We start from the raw sequence: 19094 nt of genomic DNA, 5'->3' as shown, positions 1-19094 counted from the left end.
ATCATTATAGTTACAACATTTATGAAAGTCAAGCGTGCTTTTTTAGGAAAGAATGTCTCCTTCTACCGCCTCATAAAAACGCAGCGTTTTCTTGATTTCCATAGCTTCAGAAAATGCTTTCGTTTTCTTTTTATTCGCTTCTTTATGTTCATTCACATGTTCTTCTCTTGAAATCCAAGCTTGAAAGAACTGTTTTTCTTCCCACTTGGATACAAAGATATATTCGACATTATCCGCGGAATCTTTTTTCCAGCATTCGAACGATAAATTTCCTTTGGCTTCCTCAATTTCTGTTTTGTTTTTCTTAGCTTTTTGCTTGAGCAGTTCTTCAAATTTCTTTTCCGTTTCAAAACTTGCGTTTACAACAAACATCTTATCTCCCTTTCTAAATGAAAATGATTCTCACTAAATTATTGCATAGTAATTTTATTTTTTCAATTTATATGGATAATAAAATTACAGAAGCACAAAAAGACCGCTATTTAAGCGGTCTCCTTTTTATAAATGTTTTCGATGCACTGTCTTCCCATCATACGTGAAGGCAATTGGCTTGCCTTCCATCATCGTTTCTAAATGAACCGGTCGGCCCCAAAGCTGATGAACGTACGGTACCACTTTTTCTAAGTATTTAACATCTAATTCAATTCCTTCATACCAGTGTTTTAAATAGAGCTCTCCATTTTTTAAATAGTCTCCATTGGTTACTGTGATGTAAGGAAATCCTCCGTTTACGCGCATATTAACAAGCTGATCTCTAACTTCTGTCCACTCTTTATCGACGATTTTATAGTCTTTTCCTTGTTTTTGGAATAAGTACATATCCTCCCGCATAACTAAATCTTTTGTTAAGTAATTGCGGATAAAGGAAATATCTGATTCAACCTCACGTACCTCAAACATCTTCTCTCTTCCTGACCCGGGCTCGACGCCCCGGCGAATCATATCTTCGGTTGGATTGTTGTAGCGTTCTTCAATGTCTTCAAAGATTTTTAATCCCAAATAATATGGATTGATTCCCGTCTTGGACGGCTGCACAACCCCTGCATTTAGCTTCGCGAATTCTATCGCTTCATCACTCGTTAAGTCCATTTCTCGAATAATGCGTTGATGCCAGAAAGAAGCCCAGCCTTCATTCATAATTTTTGTTTCAAGCTGCGGCCAGAAATAAAGCATTTCTTCTCGCATCATCGTTAAAATATCCCGCTGCCAATCCTCTAAATAAGGACTGTATTCTTCAATAAATAATAAGATGTCTTTTTCAGGCTGAGGCGGAAATTTTTTAAAAGACTTTGGAGGTTTTGGTTTTTTCTTTTCTTTATAATCTAAATTCCATAAATCATCATAAGGAGAAGTGATTTCTTCTTCCGATGATTCTACATCATCTATGCTCCAAGAAAGCTTGGCACGCATAAGAGACGGATCAATATGTTCCTGAATCGATAAGACAGCATCCAAAAACTTTTCTACTTCACGCTTACCGTGCTTTACTTCGTATTCTTTAATTCGATCAGCGGTCGCTGCCATACTTTCTACCATATCCCGTTTCGTGTTGGCAAAACGGCTGTTATTTTTAAAGAAGTCACAGTGAGCTAACACGTGAGCTACAATTAATTTATTCTGAATAAGCGCATTGGAATCCAATAAAAATGCATAACAAGGATCTGAATTGATAACTAATTCATAAATTTTACTCAAACCAAGATCGTAGTGTAATTTCATTTTGTAAAATTGTTTTCCAAAGCTCCAATGTGAAAAACGAGTTGGCATCCCATATGCACCAAACGTATAAATAATATCTGCCGGGCAAATTTCATAGCGCATCGGATAAAAATCCAAACCGAAACCGCTAGCTATTTCCGTAATTTCATCAATCGCACGGTATAATTGCTTATAATCTGCTTCTTTCACGACAGCTCCCCCTTTCACTCCTTACTTCAATCTATGTACAAACATGTCAATTCATGTGTTTTCATCAAAAAGAAGCTTTATTTTTTCAAGAAAAGGGGATTTTTATTTAGTTGTCTTAAATAATGGATGTAATGTAACTGTTACGCTTCGTTATTTTTTACCTTTCTTATCATTTATCCGGTGCTGTACGTTTATTCTTCTTACATAATGACTACAACCTCTTTTAATTATGCACTGGTCTTTTGCCCAACATTTACAGCGTAAGAATTCCCGCAAATATCATACACTAATTTCAACTCCTCAAAAGGAGGAACGTTATTAATGGATGTAATTGATTATGATCGAGCTTTATATTACACACACCGTTCACAATGGGATAACTTATTAATTTTAATGGTTCGAACAGACGACGATTTTCTTTCAAAAAAGATTGAACATTTTTTGCACGCCTACAATTTTGAACGAAACTACCGCATCATTCAAGAAGAGCTTTATTCTTTACTACGCTACATTGATCATGCAACGGAATATTCGGAGCACAACCCGGAGCTTCTGGAAGAATCATTGTACTAGTATTTTTGATACACACACTTGGACAAAGAAGGGATGAATTCCCTTCTTTATTTTTTTATGTTGCACTAAAAATATGCATATTTCATTTCAAAAAACATCAAATAATATATGTAAACATATTTATTTTTATCGTTGACATAAAAGTGAATTCGACGTACAATCTTCAGTACATACGCTAAGATATTTCAGTACATACTGGGAGGAACATATATGAATACTAAAAGGTTTCGCACATTAGATTTAACATTAGCCGGTATGTTTGCAGCTCTTATGGCTATTGGTGCAAACATTACTTCTTGGGCACCTTTTTTACAAGTAGGCGGCGTGCCTCTTTCGCTTCAGCCTTTTTTTGTTATATTAGCAGGACTTTTACTTGGGAGCCGAATGGGTTCTATTTCGATGATTGTATATGTATTAATTGGCATTGCCGGCGCTCCGGTATTTGCTCAATTTAAAGCAGGAATTGGTATTTTATTTGGAAGCACCGGCGGCTTTTTGCTTTCTTATATTGTCGCTGCATTTATCACAGGAAAAATTATGGAAATGCGCGGCAAGCCGACTTTTTCTATCTTTTTAATTTCATCGCTGGTTGGTATTGCCGTTATTTATTTAATTGGTACTACGTATATGTATATAGCGGTTAACTACTGGCTTGAAGCTCCTGCAATGACATATGCAGCTGCTTGGAAGATTATGTCGTGGTTTGCTGTAAAGGATCTTATTTTCACTGTTCTTGGGGCTATGCTTGCTCCGAGAATTTATAAAGCTCTACGATCTTCTTCATATTTGTCAAATACGCAATCAAATAAAGTATCATAAAAGAGCCTGCTCAAGTTTGAGCAGGCTTTATTTTTATACCGTTTTCACTTTATCTAGTACACGCTCCACTTCACCCATTACAGCTGTTTGTACAGCTTCTAAATGGGCAATGCTCGTTGCTTCATCTTCTGACACAACGCCAAAATAGAACTTCACCTTTGGCTCTGTACCAGACGGACGAAGGCAGAACCAAGAACCGTCCTCTAAGATATATTTTAATACATTTGATTTTGGTAATGTAATCTCTTCTACTTTTCCTGCTTTAATATGCTGGCGCTCACTTAATGTATAATCCTCTACAACCGAAACATTTAACCCTGCAATGTCAGTAGGAGGCTCATTTCTAAATGTAGCCAAAATATGCTGAATTTGCTCAGATCCTTCTTTTCCTTTAAGCGTTAAAGATTTCAGACCTTCACGATAGAAACCATATTTAGTAAACACTTGCTGAAGCGCTTCATATAGAGTCATGCCCTGCTTTTTATAATAAGCACAAGCTTCTACCGCTAGAATGGCTGCTTGTACAGCGTCTTTGTCACGAGCAAAGTCACCAATTAAATAGCCGTAGCTTTCTTCATAACCGAATTGGAATGTATACTCGCCCGTTTGCTCATATTGCTTAATTTTTTCACCGATAAATTTAAAACCTGTTAGAGTGTCAACAACTTGCAATCCAAATGAACGAGCAATTTGTGCGCCGATTTCTGACGTTACAATCGTTTTTAACACAACGCCATTAGCAGGCAGCACGCCTTTTTCTTTCTTTTGAGAAAGCAAATAGTGAAGCAATAAAGCACCGGTTTGATTTCCTGTTAATAACGCATATTCGCCGCTTGGATCTTTGACAGCAATTCCCAAACGGTCTGCATCTGGATCCGTTGCGATTAAGAGATCTGCATCAATTTCTTTTCCTTTACGAACAGCATATTCAAATGCAGCCGGCTCTTCAGGATTCGGAGATTTAACCGTCGAGAAATTTGGATCAGGAAGTTCTTGTTCTTCAATAACCGTGACATTTTCGTAACCGATTGATTGAAGCGCGTTGCGAACTGGCTTATTAGCTGTACCATGTAGAGGTGTAAAAACTACCTTTAAGTCTTTACCTGTTTCAGAAGCTAGCTCTGGATTAATTAAAATCGTTTTTAGTTTCTCATTGTATGCTTCGTCAATCGCTGAACCAATCATTTCAATAAGACCTTTTTCTTTTAGCTCCGCTTCAGATTGAACAGCTAATGTAAGTTCATTTTCCACAGCATTTACAAAGCCAACTAGTTCATCAGCTTCTTTTGGCGGCAGCTGACCACCGTCTGGGCCATATACTTTGTATCCATTATATTCAGGAGGATTGTGGCTCGCTGTAATAACAATACCTCCAAATGCGTTTAACTCACGCACTGCAAATGAAAGTTCAGGTGTTGGTCTTAGCTCTTCAAATACATAAGTTTTAATTCCTTGACTTGCTAATGTTTTTGCTGCTTCCATCGCAAATTCAGGCGATTTGTGGCGAGAATCATATGCAATGACTACGCCTTGCTTGATAGCTTCTTCGCCAGCTTGTTTAATGTACTCAGCAAAGCCTTCAGAAGCTTTTCGGATTGTATACGTATTCATACGGTTTGTACCCGCTCCAATTTCTCCACGCATTCCGCCTGTTCCAAATTCCAATGTTTTGTAAAAACTATCTTCTAATTGTTTTTCATCATCTTTGATTGCATCCAGATTTTGACGTAATTCAGGATCTAAATTTGGGTGATTAATCCAAGATGTATACGTTTCTTTCCAACTCATAAAAAAAAGCCCCCTTATATAAATGTAAATATGTATGAAAAGAGAAAAACGAGTAATCGTCTTTCTCTTTTTTTAACGGTCATATTATATTTCTTCGTCAAAATTTGACTTCCTGCTATTATATTATGGCTGTATTGACAAATTTTGAGGTACTTTTTTATTTTATCATGAAATACCTGTCATACGGTTAACTTTTTCATCTACTGGTACAACTGCGTCATGAAGGTGCTGTTCTAATTCATCGGTATAAGCTTTTGTTTGCTCAGGCGTCCACTTTAACTCTTCGGCCATATGAGCAATCACTTGTTTTTTCCAGCTTCTTACCCAGTTGATATCAAAGAATAAAGCGCCCGTACGTCGAATGAAGAAGTCCACTGGTTTTGAAACCATTTCTTCTTCTATGCCATATTGAATTTGCAAAAATACACTAGCTGGAAGGTCGCTGTTTTTTAGCTGATCCGGACGTTCAATCATGTAGCGGTATACTTTGTCTACGTTTGAGCCATAGCGTTTTACAAGCTTTTCAGCAGCGTCACGTGATAACCCTAGTTTGATGCCTTCTTTGACTTTTTGCTCTACAAACGTTGGGAACCCGCCTGAACCTCCTACATTACCTCCAGAAATCGGTAAATGTTTAGTTTGACAGCTTTCAAATTCGCGTCCTTCTGCTTTAAAATCTTCAGCTACGCGATTTACGACAATTTCAGCCATTTTACGGTACCCAGTTAATTTCCCTCCAGCGATTGTAATTAAACCTGATTCTGATGTCCAGATTTCATCTTTACGCGAAATTTCAGAAGGATCTTTTCCTTGTTCGTGAATAAGTGGACGAACACCCGCCCAGCTTGATTCTACGTCGTCTACTGTAATATCAACCGTTGGGAACATATAGTTAATCGCATCAATAACATATTGACGGTCTTTTACAGTCATACGCGGATGTCTAGCGTCTTCTTTATAGACCGTGTCTGTTGTGCCTACGTATGTTTTTCCATCACGCGGAATTGCAAATACCATACGTCCGTCAGGTGTATCAAAGTAAATGGCTTGTTTTAACGGAAAGCGCTCTTGATCAATAACTAAGTGAATTCCTTTTGTTAATTGAAGCTGCTTGCCTTTTTTTGAATTATCTTTTTCACGCAGCGTGTCCACCCATGGACCTGCAGCATTGACGATTTTTTTTGCATAGACATTATATTCTTTATTCGTAAGCTGATCGCGAACAACAGCCCCTACTACTTTTCCTTTATCGTAGATGAAGTTTTCCACTTTTGTGTAATTGACTAAATCTGCTCCTCTTGCGGCAGCTTCTTTAGCTACTTCAATCGTTAAACGTGCATCATCTGTTTTATATTCAACGTAGTAACCGCCGCCTTTTAACTCTTTAGATTTCACTAGTGGCTCGCGTCTAAGCGTTTCTTCTGCGCTAAACATTTTGCGGCGCTCTGCACGTTTTACTCCTGCTAAGAAATCATATACGCGCAGTCCAATTGAAGTTGAGAATTTCCCAAATGTTCCACCCGTATGGAAAGGTAACAGCATCCACTCCGGAGTCGTTACATGAGGGCCATTTTCATATACAATGGCACGTTCTTTACCAACTTCGGCTACCATTTTAACTTCAAACTGTTTTAAATAGCGTAGACCGCCGTGAACAAGCTTCGTTGAACGACTAGATGTTCCTGCTGCGAAATCCTGCATTTCAACTAATGCCGTTTTCATGCCTCGATGAGTCGCATCAAGTGCAATACCTGACCCAGTAATTCCCCCACCAATTACTAGTAAATCATATTGATTTTGTGTCATGTTTACCAATTTATTCGAACGTGTTTGACTTGAAAACATACGTCATTCCCCTTTCATTTTTCAAAGATATCAAAATTTTCCAATATACAAAAAGAGAGACCACAAATCACATATATAGTATGCCTACATATGGATCTGTGGTCTCTCCGATTCTCCAACCAATTTATTAACTTGAGTACATTATATCATACATGCGCTTTTAATTAAAGGATTTTCATCAAATAATTACTTAAAAGCCATTGTTGCATGTACGGCTTTTTTCCAGCCGCTATATAATTCTTCACGTTGTTCTTCTTCCATATTTGGTTCGAAAGATTTTTCCATATTCCACTGCTGCGCAATTTCATCACAATCTTTCCAGTAGCCGACCGCAAGACCCGCTAAATATGCTGCCCCAAGAGCGGTTGTTTCATTCACTTGAGGACGCTCAACAGGAACATCTAACACGTCACTTTGGAACTGCATTAAGAAATTATTTTTAACTGCTCCTCCGTCTACACGCAATGTTTTTAATGTAATTCCAGAGTCTGCTTCCATCGCGCTTAATACGTCTCTTGTTTGATAAGCTAATGATTCAAGCGTTGCACGGATAAAGTGTTCTTTTTTTGTACCTCGAGTTAATCCAAACATCGCTCCACGTACATCGCTGTCCCAATAAGGTGTTCCAAGTCCTACGAAAGCTGGCACAATATATACGCCGTCTGTAGACTCTACTCGTGTTGCATAGTTTTCAGTTTCAGCCGCATTTTTAAACATTCTCAAACCGTCGCGAAGCCACTGAATAGCAGATCCTGCTACAAAAATACTGCCTTCAAGCGCGTATTCTACTTTGCCGTTGATCCCCCATGCTAATGTAGTTAACAAACCGTGATCCGACTTAACTGCTTTTTCACCCGTATTCATTAACATGAAGCAACCTGTTCCATACGTGTTTTTCGCCATTCCTTTTTCATAGCACGCTTGTCCAAATAAAGCGGCTTGCTGATCCCCTGCTGCTCCAGCAATTGGAATGTTTTGACCAAAGAAATGATAATCTACTGTATGAGCGTATACTTCAGAAGAAGGCTTTACTTCCGGAAGCATAGATTTTGGTACTCCTAAAATATCTAGTAGTTCATCATCCCATTTTAAATCGTAGATATTGAACATAAGCGTGCGAGAGGCATTTGAGTAATCCGTTACATGCGCTTTTCCGCCTGATAACTTCCAAATTAACCATGTATCAATTGTTCCAAATAACAATTCACCGTTTTCTGCTTTTTCTCGTGCACCTTCTACGTTATCTAAAATCCACTTTACTTTCGTTCCAGAGAAGTATGCGTCAATTAATAACCCCGTTTTGTCGCGGAACGTATCGTTTAATCCTTTTGCCTTTAATTCTTCACAAATACCAGACGTTTGACGAGACTGCCATACGATAGCATTATACACGGGTTTTCCTGTTGCTTTTTCCCATACTACGGCTGTTTCACGCTGATTCGTAATCCCAATTGCTTCAATTTGGTCCGCGTGAACGCCTGACTCAGATAAACAAGATGCGATAACAGCAAGGATAGAACCCCAAATTTCACTTGCATTATGCTCTACCCAACCTGGTTTTGGAAAGTACTGCGTAAACTCTTTTTGAGCTACATGCACAACTTCACCTTTTTTATTAAATAACATTGCTCGTGAGCTCGTTGTTCCTTGGTCTAAAGATAAAATAAATTTTTCCATATCAATATCCCCTATTCTCTATATAGTGTCGTTTCTTTATTGTACATAGTTAGATGGTAAAGCGCATTCATTTTTTCGGTACTACTGCTGATTGAATTTGCGCTGCTTTTTGTTTAGAAACCGCGTAGATAACCGCTAAAACAATCACTGCAATACTTAAGACAATCCATAAGCTGTTAGACATTTTATTTAAGAATGCTGCTTGATAAAAGACTGCGCCAATTGATCCCCCTAATAGAGGCCCCACTACTGGCACCCAAGCATATTTCCAGTTCGAGCTGCCTTTACCCGGTATCGGCAAGATAGCATGAGCAATACGAGGTCCTAAATCACGAGCAGGGTTGATAGCATACCCTGTTGTTCCTCCTAATGATAAACCAATACTTACGATTAAAAATCCTACTACTAAAGGATTTAATCCATCTGTAAATTTATTTGCTCCAATTGCTAAAATTCCTACTACTAATACAAATGTTCCAATCGCCTCACTTAAAACGTTTGCAAATGGATTCGCAATTGCTGGCCCCGTTGCAAATACGCCTAGTTTTGTACCAGCATCTTTTGTTTCTTTCCAGTGTGGAAGATAGTGTAAATAAACAACTGTTGCACCAAGAATCGCTCCAATAAACTGAGCTAAAATGTACATCGGTACTTGCGACCATGGAAAATCACCTGTAATAGCAAGGGCTACGGTTAACGCTGGGTTTAAGTGTGCCCCACTCATATTACCAACCGCATATGCTGCCATCGCTACCGCCATTCCCCATCCCATTGTGATAACGATCCATCCTGAATTAGCAGCAAACGATTTTTTTAAATTGACGCCCGCACATACACCAGCGCCAAGGATAATTAGTATCATTGTTCCAATTATTTCTCCTAAGAATGCCTGCATATAAATAACCTCCCCTTTGTATGAAAACAATTATAATGACAAGAAAATAAGAAAATCCACCATACATGCCCCTAATAAAATCATTAAAAGGCTATATCGTGGATCTCCTATTCTCCCTCACATCTATTAACTTATCTAGAAGTTTACTAGATGATGAAAGCGTTGTCAAACAGTTTTTTTAAGTTGAAATACTCCACAGTTCTCTATTTGATGTTGTAACAGCAGAAGCCCCGGCTCCTAAAGCATTACGAACTTCTTCTTCGGTTCGTATTAAACCTCCGGCTAACACTGGAATCCCTGTTTCAGCTTTGACTTCTTGGATTAAAGTTGGCACAATTCCAGGAAGAAGCTCAATATAATCGGGTTTTACTTTCTTCATTAACTCGTAGCTTTTCTTCAAAGCCGTGCTGTCTAATAAAAAGACTCGTTGAATGGCATAGATTCCTCTTTGTTTAGCTTTTAAAATGACGTTTGTTCTTGTCGAAATAATCCCCGCAGGCTTAAACTCCTGACACAAAAAATCAACCGCATACTCATCGTGCTTTAAGCCATGAATTAAGTCTAAATGAATGATTAGCTTTTTTTCATGCTTATGAACCTCTCTCATAATTCCTTTTAGCATGCCCACTTGATTGTCTAAAAGAACTCCGTACTCGTAATTGCTTACTAAAAAATTTTCCAATTGCTTCATATCTCGAACAGCGGGTAATACCGATTGTCCATGAAAACTCATGTTTTCCCCTCTTTTCCATGGTTAGTCCACAAAATTCATTGTAATAGTTTTTATTATGGCAAAAGTTGAAATAAAAAACACCATGCATTTGCATGATGTTTTTAGAAACTGCGTTATTTTTTATATTTAATATTGTAAACGTCATGGCGTCGATCTTTTAATTGACGAACCGTTCCTGATTGACGCTGGCGACGAAGAATTTCTAAATCTACATCTCCAATAACCACCATTTCAATATTAGGGTTACATTCTCCTACAATACCGTCTCGTGCAAATTCAAAGTCAGACGGTGCAAAAATAGCAGACTGAGCGTACTGAATATCCATATTTTCTGTTTCAGGCAGGTTTCCAACCGTACCTGCGATAACCGTATAAATTTGGTTTTCGATCGCACGAGCCTGAGAGCAGTATCTTACGCGCAGATAGCCTTGACGATCTTCCGTACAGAATGGTGTAAAAATAATATTTGCACCTTTATCTGTAGCAATACGAGCAAGCTCCGGAAATTCAATGTCATAGCAAATTTGGATCGCAATTTTCCCGCAATCTGTATCAAACACTTCAACTTTATCTCCTGGGCTAATTCCCCACCATTTTCTTTCATTAGGTGTAATATGCACTTTGTACTGCTTTTCAATTGTTCCATCTCGGCGGAATAGATAGGCAATATTAAAGATATCTCCATTATCTTCTTCGACGAAGTGGGATCCTCCAATAATATTTACGTTATATTTAACCGCTAAGTTAGTAAATAACTCAATGTACTCTTCCGTATATTCTGCTACGCGCTGAACCGCTTTGCTTGGAATTTTTTCATTCAAGAAAGACATGAGCTGAGTTGTGAAAATTTCCGGGAATACGCAGAAGTCGGCTTTTGCATCATAAGCAACATCTGTATAATATTCTACCTGTGTTGCAAACTCTTCAAATGAATTGATCTGTTTCATCATATACTGAACAACACAAATACGCACTGGGAATGATGTTTTAAAATGGCGTTTTGAACGGCGAACATAATCTACGTTGTTCCATTCCATCAGCGTTGCATACTTATTAGAAGCTAGGTCATCAGGAAGATAACCAGGGTTTATACGCATAAGCGTAAATCCGTTCATTAGCTGAAAAGATAGTACTGGATCATAAATTTTATGATGAATAACTTGCTCTACATACTCTCTAGGCGACATTTCAGCTGAATGCTTATGGTAATTAGGAATTCTTCCTCCGATGATGATACTTTTAAGGTTCAATTCACGTGCTAAATCTTTACGCGCTTCATATAAGCGGCGTCCTATTTTCATGCCGCGATACTTTGGATGAACCATTACTTCAATTCCATACAGATTGTAGCCTTCCGGGTTATGATTTGTAATGTATCCTTCGTCTGTAATATCGTCCCACGTATGCTGATCATCGTACTCATCAAAGTTCACAATCAAGCTGGAACAAGATCCGATAATTTCCCCGTCGTACTCTGCACATATTTGTCCTTCTGGAAAAATGGCCAGATGACTTTCAAGCTGTTCTTTTTTCCACGGATCCATTCCGGGGAATGATAGCTTTTGAAGTGCTAAAATTTCATCTATATCGTCCGGTTTGATGTTACGAATAATCATTTTTTTCTCGAATTTTGATAAGTCTATTGTAGACATACGCTCAAACAACCCTTTCTCTCTCTTCATTAGGCAATTAGTTTCCCTGTTTTTTATTATAATAAACATTATTAAAAATTCAAAAAATGAGGGTGAGACATAACGAAATAAATCCAATCTAAAGACGAACAAATGGATACATTAGCTTGTGACACCACTGTTGACTTCCGTGCAAGACTTCGCTTTCCGCGGGCTGCCGCAGGAGTCTTCACCCTCCCATCAACTGCTAGAAGGAACGAAACAGATGAAACCGGCGTTCACCATAATAAAAAAACGAACCAAGAATCAAAATTCTGATCAATGGTTCGTTTTTCACTTAGGCTAAAATACTTTTGTCCCAGCCTCATTTTCTATTTGCAAATATCTAATTTTATGGATGTTTTTTTATTAGGGTAATTTTCAATAAATCCTGGTCCTAAAGAGACTTTAATGCCATCTATTTTATATACATTATAACGTTCACCGCGATTTAACGTACGAATCTTTACCCATTTTCCTTGTTCTTCTTTTAACAAAACCATCGGTGATTGAATCGTTACAAAACCAATTTGGCCTTTTGAGAGCTTTTTCGTTTTACAAAGATTCTGGGCAACTGGAGTACTGCTTATTTTGTATTTGTTTTTCATAGCGATTGAATCAAAACTTTGAGAATGAAATTGACCAATAACCACTTTTGTACCGGTTTGAACGCGGTCAAACAGCCAGCGTACCTCTTCATCATACATACGAATGCACCCTGAACTTGCGTAGGTCCCGATAGAACTTGGATTATTATTTCCATGAATAGCGTACGTGGTGCCATACGTTCCGCGCGCATTTAATCCTAGCCAGCGATCACCTAGTGGATTCCTAGGATCTCCTCCCCGAATGTTGTCTTTATAATAAGGCCGGTTTTTAATTTTATTCACAATGCTAAAAGTACCCTCTGGTGTATAACTCATCTGCCTCCCTGTCGCAACTTTGAACGTCTTTACTAATTTCCCTCCATTATAAAAAGCAAGGGTGTTAGTAGATTTATTAATGATAATAAGTTGATTTGACGCCGCAGAAGCATTGCCTGTCAGACCCATCCCTGCGAGTAAAAAAACAAGCCCAACAAAAAAAACAGCCACCTTTTTCATTTATCGACTCCCCCAATTTCTCTTATATCTATATAAGAAAAGTATAGGATGAAAGGCAAACCATCAGAACACTTTTTACCTTATAAGTCAAAATACATTAAAATCTTTCACGCACCCCTTTTTACTGACAAGAAGCAATAAATGTACATAACAAAAAAACGGCCCTTTAAAGGGCCGTTTCATTTGTATTTAAAGCTTCACTTCAACTTTTGCATTTTTCTTAAGTTCTTCAACTTTTTTCTGTAATGCTTCTTGTTTCTTTTGTTGTTCAAGCTGCTGCTTAATTTGAGGCTTTACGTCTTCAAGCTTTGGCATTTGAGATTGTTCTTTACTGCCGCTTGCTTGACTTTGGCTTTGTTTTGCAAATTGATCGTAATAATCTTGAATTTCCTTATCTGTTACTTCAGGTGTTTGGATATCTTTATCTACGTACTGCTGATATTTAATGCTGTCAGCCAGCTCAGACTTTAATTGTGATTGAGTGATTCCTGCATCTTTTAAAGCCGCTTTGAACTGTTTATCTGTTTTGAACTGCTTTTTCGTTTCTTTTAACTTTTTATTTACTTCTTCATCAGTTGCTTTATAGCCTTTGTTTTCAGCTTCTTGCAATAGCAGCGTTTGACCTACTAAATTGTCAATTGTTTGCTGCTTTACTTGTTTAGCTGCTTCTTTAGAAGTTGGGTCTTGTCCCATTTGTTGGTACTGATTTTGTGATGTAGCCAGGGCTGCATTATATTCTTCACCCGAAACTTTTTTACCGTTTACAACTGCTACGGTTTTATTTTCATCTACTTTTTGTTTATCTAATTTCTTCTGCATTTCTTTTGCTTGCTTTTCCTGCTTTTCCTGAGCCTCTTTTTGCTTCTCAGTTTGTGCAGTTTTTTGATCATCATTCTTTGATTGCTTTGCATCATCGTTTGAACCACAAGCTGTTAAAGCTGCAGCAATTAACCCAATGAGCAATGTATACATCAGTTTTCTCATGATTAATCTCCTTTCATAATCCCAAACGATTATTAGCTATTCGAAAAAATCATCTAGGGGGCATTGTATATGATATAGGCGTAAAAAGAAACCATTTAGGCTAATTTTAAACATATGTAATAAGATTGAAACGTTTTGTAATCTTATGAAAGGTAAATGCTTTCGTTTATACGACCTGTCTAATCATAACATTATTTAGTATGATTTACATAATTTACAGTAAGCTATTCATCATACATTCTTTTCTTTAAAGCTTTCTTTACATTAAAGATGACAGTATTTGATCACATAATCTCATCGTTTTTACATTGTCGCTCCCACTGGAAAGAGGTTCTTGGTCATTTGTACAACACTCAATAAAATGAGCCATCTCTCCAACAAAACCACGAAGGTAAAGATCTCGATAAGCTCCCGACATCGGTGAAGCAGAAGGTGTAAACACACGATCGTTTTCTTTTAATGATTTCCACGGTAATTCATCAAAAGTCTGGGATTCGTGAATAGTTAATGAATTTATTTCGTCAACAAAAGCAAAGCCATCGTCAAATGTCACTAATAAGTTTTCACTTTCTCGAGACCATGCTGTCATGCCAGTAAAATACAGGCTCCCTACAGTGCCATTGTCAAACTTCAGCGAAATACTATTTGAAATATATTCACCATGATTATTTCTGAACCCTGTCACGTGAACGACTTCGCCGAACAAGTGACGGACGAGATCAACAATATGTATGGCAGCAAGCTTCATAAACTGCTCTTCATCTTTACAAAAAGGGGTACTGTCTACAGCAAATCTTGCTTGAAATGAACGGACACTTCCTAGGCTACCTTCTTCAATTAATTCTTTTAACTTCATATAACAAGGCGCATAGCGCTTCATAAAACCTACCATAACTTTTACGCCAGCTTGCTTAGCAGCATCTGAAATCTCTTTTGCTTCTCTTTCATTCATCCCCAAAGGCTTGTCCACATAAACATTTTTTCCTGCTCGAATGCAATCCAGCACCAAAGCAGGATGATCTTCAGGCTGTGCCACAACCACTACTCCATCGCACTTTTCTTGCTTTAGCATTTTCTTATAATCATCGTACGGCGTACCGCTGCTCCCAAATCGTTGAAGAGCAGTTTTTGATCTTTCGATACTGCGTGTGGAAATTGCTTTAATTTCTGCTCCCGCTTCAATAACAGAGGGGTAAATGTTCGTTGATGCGTGAAAGCCTGCACCGATAAAACATAATTTTGCTTTTGTCATGTTTTCGCTCCTATTTATTTTTTGATGGATTTATACAAGTTTGACCATATCACAAGCTCTTTTTGAATGTCCAATAGAAGTCTGAAATATATGATTAAAAAGAGGCCGGTACAGATGAAGTTGTATTCACCATAAAAAAAAACGAACCACTCATCAAACTTGCTGATCAATAGTTCGTTTTTCACTTAGGCTAAAATACTTTTCTCCCAGCCTCTTTAATTTATGTATGAATTATAAAACGATTCATACGAATACGTAATCAAATTGTTTTCTTTTGCAAAACACTCAATGGAAACAGGAAATAAAAACCCGTATTTTTTTAAAATTGCAATATTTTTTTCGAATTGCTCGCAGTCGCTTTCTTCAATCGGCCGATGTTGAATCGCTTCAATTACGGCAATTATTGTCTGAAGGCTACTAATGACTTGCAATGCTTCATCGAGTAAGCCATTATATAAATGGTCTGTACAATAATCTGGATTTAATAATTCATCAGGATTAAGCTTATCTACAGATACATACCGAGGTAACAAGTCATAGCGAAGCTGTTCAGTCAACTCTTCTATGTAATTCTCCATTTCTGGCGGAGCTGCTTGGGCAATTTTCATGGTTACCCCCCCTTTTTTCTCTTAACTTATGTCTCTTTATTTAGCATAACATAAACATAAAACGAGAACTTCAGGTAGTTATTTCCTCCTAATTATTTACAAGTTCTTTTTAAAGATTAAAGGATATTTACTAGTATGTAAGGAAGGGATTAAATATGAGTATACACGGCCAATGGCTAGAAGATAAAATCGCAAAAAATGATGCAGGGCAAACAATTGAAGATTATTTAAAAACGAAATGGCGTATTCCTAAAAAAACGCTGCATCAGTTTCGGATGAATAAAAATGTGCTTATAAACGGTGAACCTTTACCATGGAGGAACACTCTTAAGGAAAATGATAGAGTGTCACTCCCTTTTTTTGAAGCAGAACCTGATGAAATAACACCTTACAATGTTAATATAGAGATTTTGTTTGAAGATGAACACGTGCTAATTGTAAACAAACCAATAAACCTAAATACTCATCCTTCATCAGAGCAGGACCAAAAAACTCTTTTAAATGCTGTAGCTGCTTATTTTCAAAAAATAGGCCTCAAAACAAAGCCTAGACACGTTCACCGTTTGGACAGCGATACATCAGGTGCTATCTTATTCACGAAGCATTTTGTAGCAAGCTCTGTGTTTGACCAGCTGCTGGCTGAACGTAAAATTGACCGGACTTATGTTGCTCTTGTCCAAGGACTCATGAAACAAGAGCAAGGAATCGTTAATGAACCTATTGGACGCGATCGCCATCACGCTACGAGAAGAAGAGTATCTAGAACGGGACAAGCTGCCAAAACATCTTATCGCGTGTTAAAGCGCAATATGGCAAAAAATGAAACGCTTATTGAACTTTCGCTCGAGACCGGACGCACTCACCAAATACGTGTTCATATGAGTCACATCGGCCATCCATTACTTGGTGATACGCTTTATGGCGGAAAGAGATTAAAAGATCAGCAGCAAGCTTTACATGCCATTAAGCTTTCTTTTATACACCCGTTTACACATCAGCGCGTGTCAGCTGTTGCACCTCCAGATCAGCAGGTTTTTTTACCGTACAGCAACTTGTTTTCCTATTAAATAAAGAAGAGCGCCAATATGTTATTGGCGCTCTTTTTTATTTAATTTTAAATTGACGAATCAAGTTCGCCAATTCTTCACTAATCTCTTGCAAATGTTCAGCCGATTGAGAAACAGTAGAAATAGCTCTAATTTGTTCTTCTGTAGAAGCCGTAATTTCTTCCGTTCCTGCTGCTGATTGCTGTGCAATAGCTGCTATACTTTGAATGGCCGCTACCACGTCTTCCTTATGCTCATCAATGCTGTCCATGCTGCTTGTTACATGTTCGACAGCCGCTGCCACCTGCTCAATGGTAGTAGCAATTTCACGAAAAGCTTGTTCTGTGTCTCCTACCACAAAGTCTTGAGATTTTGAAAGTTCTTCTGTCCGGTTGCATTCTTCACGAGCAGCCGCGACTTCCCCTTGAATCGCTGCAATCGTGTGGCGAACTTGTTCAGTAGCCTGAGAGGACTGTTCAGCAAGTTTTCGTACCTCTTCAGCTACTACCGCAAATCCTTTGCCATGTTCTCCTGCACGAGCTGCTTCAATACTAGCATTTAGTGCAAGTAAATTTGTCTGATCTGAAATGCTATTAATTGTAAAAATAATAGATTCAATTTCTTTCATCTTACTTGTTAACTCTTCCATTACCGTTTGAACACCGTGAATCGTCTGAGATGATTCGGTAGTTTGGTTGCGAAGCAGCTGCATTTGTTTTAAGCCTTTTTCATTGATGGTTACAGCTTCAATCGTCATTTTATTAATCTCGGCGTTTTGTTCAATGACTTCTTCAATTTGTGAAGATAAACTCATCGTTTTTTGATTAGTAGAGTCAGCGTCAGAAGCCTGCTGCGTGGCGCCGCTGGCAATCTCATGGATAGCCCGGCCAATTTCTTCACTGGATGCAGTTGCTTCTTCAGATACAGCACTCAAGTCTTCAACAGACGTTTTTACTGTCTCAACAGACGTCTGAACCGTGCCAATCAATGTTTTCATTTTAGCTACCATATCGTTAAATAAATGAGTAAGTTCACCAATTTCATCTTTTGACTTCGTCTGAACCTGAACTGTTAAATCGCCAGCTGTTACTTTGGCTACTTCGTTTTTCAAGCGGCGAATTGGATTCGTAATGATTCTTGAGAAAAAGATGGTTAACACCACTGATAATAAGATGCCAATTAACGCAATCCAGACAATCACATTCAGTAAATGATGAGCGCTTGAGAGCATTTCATTATAAATAAAGGCGTTTCCTATCTTCCAATTCGTTCCTTCGAGAGTATCATATGCCATCACTCTCTCTTCACCTTGAAAGGTATACTTCATGAAATCTTTATTCCGGTCTGCTTCGTACATTTTTTTCATAAATGGCTGATTCGTTAAATTTTTTCCAGCTTCTGTTGGATGAACGAGCGCTGTGCCATTTTGATCAAATAAAAATGCATATCCACCGTGATTTACTTCTGCTTTACCTACAATGTTTTTTAATGCATCTAAGTCTAAATCAGTAGCTATAACGCCCAGCACATTTTTAGTATCTGGATCTAAAATAGCCTTTGCAATCGTCACAACCGTCTTTTTCGTTGCTGCATCTTCATATGGATCCGTGTAAATTACTTGATCAGGTAATGCCATTGCTTGTTTGTACCAAACTCTTGAAGTCGGGTCATAACCTGATCCGTACTCTTGCTTAGGAACAGAATACATTCCTTTATTTTTTGTGCCTATGTATTCAAGTGCCAGGTTCGGATATTTTTCTTTAAACTGCATAAACTCTTTTTGAACCGTATTCCATGTAAAATAAGGATTTTTCTCTTGGTTTGTTTGATTTCCTTCCTGCTTAACAAAATTAACGATTACATCATTTTCACTATACGTCAGCAAAGAACGACTATACATGTCTAAGTACGTATGAATCGTTTCTTTTAACTCTTTCACTTGACTTTGAGACTGAATCTCTACATCTTTTTCTATTTGTGTTTTGGTAAATTGATAAACAGCCCCTGAAACAACTAATAATAAAATAGCTATAAAAATACTAAAAAATACTACGAGCTTTGCACTTAACCTCTTCATTCCCTCACCCTTCTACAAAAATCTTTATATTACTAATAACGGCTTTTCATTTTCATTTTTGAAGAAGTTTTTGTGATTTATTTCAAATTTCTCCAAAAATAAAACCAGCCCATCCT

17 protein-coding genes are annotated in these 19094 nt (G+C 37.8%); 3 read left to right on the top strand and 14 right to left on the bottom strand.

Translation table 11 applies throughout. The annotated features are described in order from the left end of the window. Positions 1–42: 42 nt before the first annotated feature. The gene (locus ACNHOZ_RS23315; RefSeq protein WP_048020623.1) at positions 43–372 is read right to left on the bottom strand and encodes an antibiotic biosynthesis monooxygenase family protein; all 330 of its coding nucleotides are present in this window, start codon (positions 370–372) and stop codon (positions 43–45) included. Between the two features lie 126 nt (positions 373–498). Then, the gene (locus ACNHOZ_RS23310) at positions 499–1908 is read right to left on the bottom strand and encodes a SpoVR family protein (RefSeq protein ID WP_033580662.1); all 1410 of its coding nucleotides are present in this window, start codon (positions 1906–1908) and stop codon (positions 499–501) included. A gap of 321 nt (positions 1909–2229) precedes the next feature. Between ACNHOZ_RS23310 and ACNHOZ_RS23305 the strand changes: the two genes are divergently transcribed. Together ACNHOZ_RS23305 and ACNHOZ_RS23300 are read left to right on the top strand one after the other, a co-directional pair. Beyond that, positions 2230–2481 carry a YhdB family protein gene (locus tag ACNHOZ_RS23305; protein ID WP_013055267.1) on the top strand — a complete coding sequence of 84 codons (252 nt, stop codon included), beginning with the start codon at positions 2230–2232 and terminating at the stop codon, positions 2479–2481. 210 nt (positions 2482–2691) lie between these two features. Beyond that, entirely contained in the window at positions 2692–3300 is a 609-nt protein-coding gene (locus ACNHOZ_RS23300; RefSeq protein WP_014461709.1) for a biotin transporter BioY, read from the top strand. A 33-nt stretch (positions 3301–3333) separates the two neighbouring features. Here the strand turns inward: ACNHOZ_RS23300 and ACNHOZ_RS23295 are convergent, their stop codons facing one another. From ACNHOZ_RS23295 to ACNHOZ_RS23245, 11 genes are all read right to left on the bottom strand, one after another. Next, a complete protein-coding gene (locus tag ACNHOZ_RS23295) occupies positions 3334–5088 on the bottom strand; it encodes a phospho-sugar mutase (protein ID WP_168761446.1) in 1755 nt (584 codons plus the stop codon). A gap of 165 nt (positions 5089–5253) precedes the next feature. Next, a complete protein-coding gene (locus ACNHOZ_RS23290; RefSeq protein WP_255898986.1) occupies positions 5254–6933 on the bottom strand; it encodes a glycerol-3-phosphate dehydrogenase/oxidase in 1680 nt (559 codons plus the stop codon). 186 nt (positions 6934–7119) lie between these two features. Beyond that, entirely contained in the window at positions 7120–8610 is a 1491-nt protein-coding gene (glpK, locus tag ACNHOZ_RS23285; protein WP_033580665.1) for a glycerol kinase GlpK, read from the bottom strand. A 67-nt stretch (positions 8611–8677) separates the two neighbouring features. Then, positions 8678–9505, bottom strand: a complete 828-nt coding sequence (locus tag ACNHOZ_RS23280) for an MIP/aquaporin family protein (protein WP_048020631.1) — start codon at positions 9503–9505, stop codon at positions 8678–8680. A gap of 178 nt (positions 9506–9683) precedes the next feature. After that, entirely contained in the window at positions 9684–10238 is a 555-nt protein-coding gene (locus ACNHOZ_RS23275; RefSeq protein ID WP_033580667.1) for a glycerol-3-phosphate responsive antiterminator, read from the bottom strand. Between the two features lie 113 nt (positions 10239–10351). Further along, on the bottom strand, positions 10352–11890 hold the full coding sequence (locus ACNHOZ_RS23270; protein WP_013055260.1) for a carbon-nitrogen hydrolase family protein: 1539 nt from the start codon (positions 11888–11890) through the stop codon (positions 10352–10354). Between the two features lie 71 nt (positions 11891–11961). Next, positions 11962–12102: a hypothetical protein gene (locus ACNHOZ_RS23265; protein ID WP_165573913.1), complete on the bottom strand. Its 141-nt coding sequence runs from the start codon at positions 12100–12102 to the stop codon at positions 11962–11964. Between the two features lie 138 nt (positions 12103–12240). Next, positions 12241–13011 (bottom strand): L,D-transpeptidase, encoded by a 771-nt coding sequence (locus tag ACNHOZ_RS23260; RefSeq protein WP_033580668.1) that lies wholly within the window; start codon positions 13009–13011, stop codon positions 12241–12243. 189 nt (positions 13012–13200) lie between these two features. After that, positions 13201–13995 (bottom strand): SurA N-terminal domain-containing protein, encoded by a 795-nt coding sequence (locus ACNHOZ_RS23255; RefSeq protein WP_255898981.1) that lies wholly within the window; start codon positions 13993–13995, stop codon positions 13201–13203. A gap of 259 nt (positions 13996–14254) precedes the next feature. Beyond that, positions 14255–15247: a Gfo/Idh/MocA family protein gene (locus ACNHOZ_RS23250; RefSeq protein WP_048020633.1), complete on the bottom strand. Its 993-nt coding sequence runs from the start codon at positions 15245–15247 to the stop codon at positions 14255–14257. A gap of 215 nt (positions 15248–15462) precedes the next feature. After that, a complete protein-coding gene (locus tag ACNHOZ_RS23245; RefSeq protein ID WP_013081630.1) occupies positions 15463–15855 on the bottom strand; it encodes a YhcU family protein in 393 nt (130 codons plus the stop codon). Positions 15856–16010: 155 nt separating this feature from the next. Here ACNHOZ_RS23245 and ACNHOZ_RS23240 point away from each other — a divergent pair, with 155 nt between their 5' ends. Continuing rightward, positions 16011–16922, top strand: a complete 912-nt coding sequence (locus ACNHOZ_RS23240; RefSeq protein WP_048020635.1) for an RluA family pseudouridine synthase — start codon at positions 16011–16013, stop codon at positions 16920–16922. A gap of 37 nt (positions 16923–16959) precedes the next feature. Here the strand turns inward: ACNHOZ_RS23240 and ACNHOZ_RS23235 are convergent, their stop codons facing one another. After that, positions 16960–18978 (bottom strand): methyl-accepting chemotaxis protein, encoded by a 2019-nt coding sequence (locus ACNHOZ_RS23235; protein ID WP_255898976.1) that lies wholly within the window; start codon positions 18976–18978, stop codon positions 16960–16962. Between the last annotated feature and the right edge of the window lie 116 nt (positions 18979–19094).

The sequence above is a fragment of the Priestia sp. D51 genome, from assembly GCF_053345675.1.
The sequence above is the reverse complement of the archived record's forward strand: the minus strand, read 5'-3'. Positions and strand labels throughout refer to the sequence as shown.

What these genes read in the sequence shown, in the direction of transcription:
- ACNHOZ_RS23280 (WP_048020631.1), bottom strand. Translation starts at nt 9,505, where the DNA reads ATGCAGGCATTCTTAGGAGAAATAATTGGAACAATGATACTAATTATC.
- ACNHOZ_RS23275 (WP_033580667.1), bottom strand. Translation starts at nt 10,238, where the DNA reads ATGAGTTTTCATGGACAATCGGTATTACCCGCTGTTCGAGATATGAAG.
- ACNHOZ_RS23315 (WP_048020623.1), bottom strand. Translation starts at nt 372, where the DNA reads ATGTTTGTTGTAAACGCAAGTTTTGAAACGGAAAAGAAATTTGAAGAA.
- ACNHOZ_RS23305 (WP_013055267.1), top strand. Translation starts at nt 2,230, where the DNA reads ATGGATGTAATTGATTATGATCGAGCTTTATATTACACACACCGTTCA.
- glpK (WP_033580665.1), bottom strand. Translation starts at nt 8,610, where the DNA reads ATGGAAAAATTTATTTTATCTTTAGACCAAGGAACAACGAGCTCACGA.
- ACNHOZ_RS23255 (WP_255898981.1), bottom strand. Translation starts at nt 13,995, where the DNA reads ATGAGAAAACTGATGTATACATTGCTCATTGGGTTAATTGCTGCAGCT.
- ACNHOZ_RS23290 (WP_255898986.1), bottom strand. Translation starts at nt 6,933, where the DNA reads ATGTTTTCAAGTCAAACACGTTCGAATAAATTGGTAAACATGACACAA.
- ACNHOZ_RS23260 (WP_033580668.1), bottom strand. Translation starts at nt 13,011, where the DNA reads ATGAAAAAGGTGGCTGTTTTTTTTGTTGGGCTTGTTTTTTTACTCGCA.
- ACNHOZ_RS23240 (WP_048020635.1), top strand. Translation starts at nt 16,011, where the DNA reads ATGAGTATACACGGCCAATGGCTAGAAGATAAAATCGCAAAAAATGAT.
- ACNHOZ_RS23300 (WP_014461709.1), top strand. Translation starts at nt 2,692, where the DNA reads ATGAATACTAAAAGGTTTCGCACATTAGATTTAACATTAGCCGGTATG.
- ACNHOZ_RS23250 (WP_048020633.1), bottom strand. Translation starts at nt 15,247, where the DNA reads ATGACAAAAGCAAAATTATGTTTTATCGGTGCAGGCTTTCACGCATCA.
- ACNHOZ_RS23245 (WP_013081630.1), bottom strand. Translation starts at nt 15,855, where the DNA reads ATGAAAATTGCCCAAGCAGCTCCGCCAGAAATGGAGAATTACATAGAA.
- ACNHOZ_RS23235 (WP_255898976.1), bottom strand. Translation starts at nt 18,978, where the DNA reads ATGAAGAGGTTAAGTGCAAAGCTCGTAGTATTTTTTAGTATTTTTATA.
- ACNHOZ_RS23295 (WP_168761446.1), bottom strand. Translation starts at nt 5,088, where the DNA reads ATGAGTTGGAAAGAAACGTATACATCTTGGATTAATCACCCAAATTTA.
- ACNHOZ_RS23270 (WP_013055260.1), bottom strand. Translation starts at nt 11,890, where the DNA reads ATGTCTACAATAGACTTATCAAAATTCGAGAAAAAAATGATTATTCGT.